The following is a 3,783-nucleotide window of genomic DNA, read 5'->3' as shown; positions in this document are numbered from 1 at the left end:
CTCGGCCAGTTGCTGCGCATTTCGGCGCGCAGCTCTTCATCGAGCTTCTGGTGATATTGCATCAGGCGGAATGTACGTTCCGACATGTCTTTCTCCTCTTGAACAATTGGTGTTCAATCGGAGCTCCGGCGTCGGGAAGGGGCATTCGGGGGAAACAGGGACCGCAAACCCAAGCACCGGAGATCCGATGCGGCCGACATCACGTTCCTTCCGAAGAAGCGAGCGCCAGAGGGGCCCGGTCCGCAGGAGCAAATTAGAGCGATTCGCTCTTTTATTGCAAGCGAAACCGGATGCGGTTCGTCGAAATATAAGCGCGGTCAGTCGCGCAGCAGCTCGTTAATCGCTGTTTTCGAACGGGTTTGGGCATCGACCCGTTTGACGATCACGGCACAGGCAAGGCTTGGGCCAGGAGAGCCATCGGGAAGCGGCTTGCCGGGCAGCGCGCCAGGGACCACTACCGAATAAGAAGGCACACGGCCGACAAAGACTTCGCCGGTTGCGCGGTCGATAATCTTGGTGGTCGAGGATAGGAATACACCCATCGCCAGCACTGCGCCTTGCTCGACGATAACGCCTTCGACGACTTCAGAACGAGCGCCGATGAAGCAGTCATCTTCGATAATCACCGGGCCTGCCTGCAGCGGCTCCAACACCCCGCCAATACCGACGCCACCCGACAGGTGCACATTTTTGCCGATTTGCGCGCAGCTGCCGACGGTTGCCCAAGTATCGACCATACTATTTTCATCGACATAGGCACCCAGATTTACAAAGCTGGGCATCAGCACCACGCCCTTGCCGATATGCGCACTGTGGCGGACGATGCTGCCCGGAACGGCGCGGAAACCTGCATCGCGAAAACGATTTTCACCCCAGCCAGCAAATTTGGACGGCACCTTGTCCCACCAATGCGAACCACCCGGACCACCAGGGATGGTCTCCATATCGTTGAGGCGGAAGGACAGGAGGACGGCTTTTTTCAGCCATTGGTTGACCTGCCAATTGCCATCGACCTTTTCCGCCACACGACGTTGGCCACTGTCGAGCAGATTGAGCGCCTCAACGACTGCCGCACGTACTTCGCCTCCGGTGCCAATGGTGATGCCGTCGCGTTCATCCCACGCCTTTTCGATGATCGCTTGCAGTGCTTCGGTCATTTCTATTCCTTTTCTCCGGCCAGCCAGCTGGCCACATCTGCTATTTCATGGTCGACATAATGCGGGCGCGCATCGCCAGATTCGGCATTGCCGCTATGATTAACCCAAATGGTCGTCATGCCCAGCGATTTGGCCGGTTCCAGATTATGCGCCGAATCTTCGACAAACAATGCTGACGCCGGCTCGATACCCAGCTGCGTGCAAAGCGCATGGTAACTATCGCTCGCCGGTTTCGGCTTATGCTCCATCCGGTGAATGTCGAAAATATCTTCGAAAACGCCTTCGAGGCCGCGTGCCATGAGCACACGTTCGGCATAGGGCGCATCTGCATTGGTGAAGATCAGCTTTCGGCCTGGCAGTGCTTCTATCCCTGCCCGCAACCTTTTGCATGGCTGCAAAAGCGACATGTCGACATCATGGACGAAATCCAGATAGCCATGTGGATCAACGCCATGTTCTGCCATCAAACCGCCCAGCGTCGTCCCATATTTACGCCAGTAATCGTAACGAATCTTGTGCGCGCGTTCGCCGTCGACCTTGAAATAATCCTCGACATAGGCCGCAATCCGATTGCGCACCTGCTCCATGATATTATGCTCCGGCGTATAGAGCGTCAGATCCAGATCAAATATCCAGGTGTCGACATGATCAAAGTCAGGATGGGTCGCGGGAGACATCGCCGCCCCGTTAACTACAGGTGTCAAATCTCGCAAGGTTCATCTGTGTTAAGGCTGGTGCAAGCGAGTCCGAAGTAATATCGTAAGTTATAGTTTGGGGAATGAAATGGCCGACACAGGCAAAGTTCGCAGCATCGCGGTTGGCACATCTATTATTTTTGCACTCTCGGTTTCTGCTTGCGGAGGTGGAGGTGGAAGCGGCGGCGGTATTAGTTCGACACCGCCCCCGCCACCTGCAGTAACACCTCCTCCCCCGCCCCCACCACCACCGGCATCGAATTTCGACACAGCCGAGTACCAACAATCAAATGGTGCGGTGCAGGCACAGGCCATTGCGGCCTATAATGCCGGGGCCACCGGTACAGGCGTGATCGCCGGTGTGGTCGACAGCGGTATCGATATCGACAGTCCTGAATTTTCAGGCAAGATTCATCCGCAATCCGGAGATTTTGCGGGAACACGCGGCCTTCAGGATGAAGGCGGACACGGTTCGGCAGTGTCTTCCATCTTGCTCGGCGCCAAGAACAACCTCAATGCCCATGGCGTTGCCTTTGGTGCCACCTTACTTGTGCTTCGCACTGACACCCCCGGAACCTGCACCGATCCTGATCCTGATGCCGGGTGCACGCATAACGACAATGATATGGCGCGGGCTGTAGACCGTGCCGTGTCCGTTGGCGCTCGGGTGATCAATATGTCGCTCGGCGGTTCGCCGATGAATTCGAACCTGCGCGCCGCCGTCGATCGCGCCACTGCAGCTGGCATAGTCATCGTAATTTCAGCCGGCAATGAATTTGACACTGACCCGGCAAATGCAATCAATCCTGACCCAATGGCGCTAACTGCGCTTGATCCTATAGCTAGGGGCCAAATCCTCATCGCAGGAGCCACGGATTCGAACCAGCAAATCTCAACATTCTCCAATCGTGCGGGCACTGGCCAAAATTATTATATTACAGCGCTGGGCGTTCGTGTGCGCGCGCCAGACGAGACAGGGGCACAGTTCCTGTGGAGCGGCACCAGTTTTTCCGCTCCAATTGTTTCAGGGGCGGTGGCTCTGCTCGCACAAGCCTTCCCCAATCTGACCGGCCGACAGATCGTCGACCTGTTGCTTTCTACGACAACCGATTTGGGTGCAGCCGGAACAGATGCCATTTATGGCCGAGGTGAATTGAATCTTGCGCGCGCCTTTCAGCCACAGGGCCAGCAATCAATCGCCGGGACCCCAATACCCGTCCCAACCGCTGCAACGGCCACACTGGGTGGACCAATGGGCGATGCAACCGTGCGTGATGGGCCGAAGGCGATCATACTCGATAGCTACGGCCGAGCGTTCAACGCTGATTTCAGCAGCACATTATTATCTGCCAAATCAGCGCCAAAACTGGCACCCGCTCTATCGATAGGAACCGAAACCCGCACCGCTGCCAACCCCAATTTGGCCGTCAGCTTGTCGGTTGCCAACCGCCGCGACGGCGTGGGACCCGACCGGCTCGATCTTTCACCTCGGGAGCGTGGGCAGGCGCGCGCGATTGCGGGATCGGTGATCGCCAAATTAGGCAATGATCGCCAGTTTGCGCTTGGCATCGCCAGAAGCAGCGGCGCATTGATCGGCCAGATGGCCATTGATCGGGCAGCCAGCTTTATCGCCGCCGATGCAGCACAGGAATCATTCGGCTTTTTCAGTCAGCCCTCCTCGGCCTTTGCCTATCGCCAGCAAGTCGCAGGCTTTGGAATGACCGTCGCGGGTGAAAGCGGCGATGTCCGCCTGTGGAAGGAATTTGCAGGTGACCCGATGCGCAGCCGCTATCGCGGCTATGGCTATCGCCTCGCTCATGTCGGACTTGATCGCGAATTGGGTGCTTTGCGCTTAAAGCTGTCAGGCACATTGCTCGATGAACGCGAGACCATATTGGGTGGCGGAACCAACATGTGGACGGGTGAAACCG

Annotated in this window: 3 protein-coding genes; 1 reads left to right on the top strand and 2 read right to left on the bottom strand. The window is 57.1% G+C overall.

The window, feature by feature from the left end:
- Positions 1-317: 317 nt before the first annotated feature.
- The gene (dapD, locus tag Q0239_RS00705; protein ID WP_298596835.1) at positions 318-1,157 is read right to left on the bottom strand and encodes a 2,3,4,5-tetrahydropyridine-2,6-dicarboxylate N-succinyltransferase; all 840 of its coding nucleotides are present in this window, start codon (positions 1,155-1,157) and stop codon (positions 318-320) included.
- A 2-nt stretch (positions 1,158-1,159) separates the two neighbouring features.
- Entirely contained in the window at positions 1,160-1,834 is a 675-nt protein-coding gene (locus Q0239_RS00700; RefSeq protein WP_298596832.1) for a pyrimidine 5'-nucleotidase, read from the bottom strand.
- Positions 1,835-2,150: 316 nt separating this feature from the next.
- Here Q0239_RS00700 and Q0239_RS00695 point away from each other — a divergent pair.
- Positions 2,151-3,783: S8 family peptidase (locus Q0239_RS00695; RefSeq protein WP_298596829.1), on the top strand; the 1,633-nt coding region annotated here is incomplete at its 3' end.

The sequence above is a fragment of the uncultured Sphingorhabdus sp. genome (assembly GCF_937872355.1).
Taxonomy (GTDB): domain Bacteria; phylum Pseudomonadota; class Alphaproteobacteria; order Sphingomonadales; family Sphingomonadaceae; genus Sphingorhabdus_B.
The sequence above is the reverse complement of the archived record's forward strand: the minus strand, read 5'-3'. Positions and strand labels throughout refer to the sequence as shown.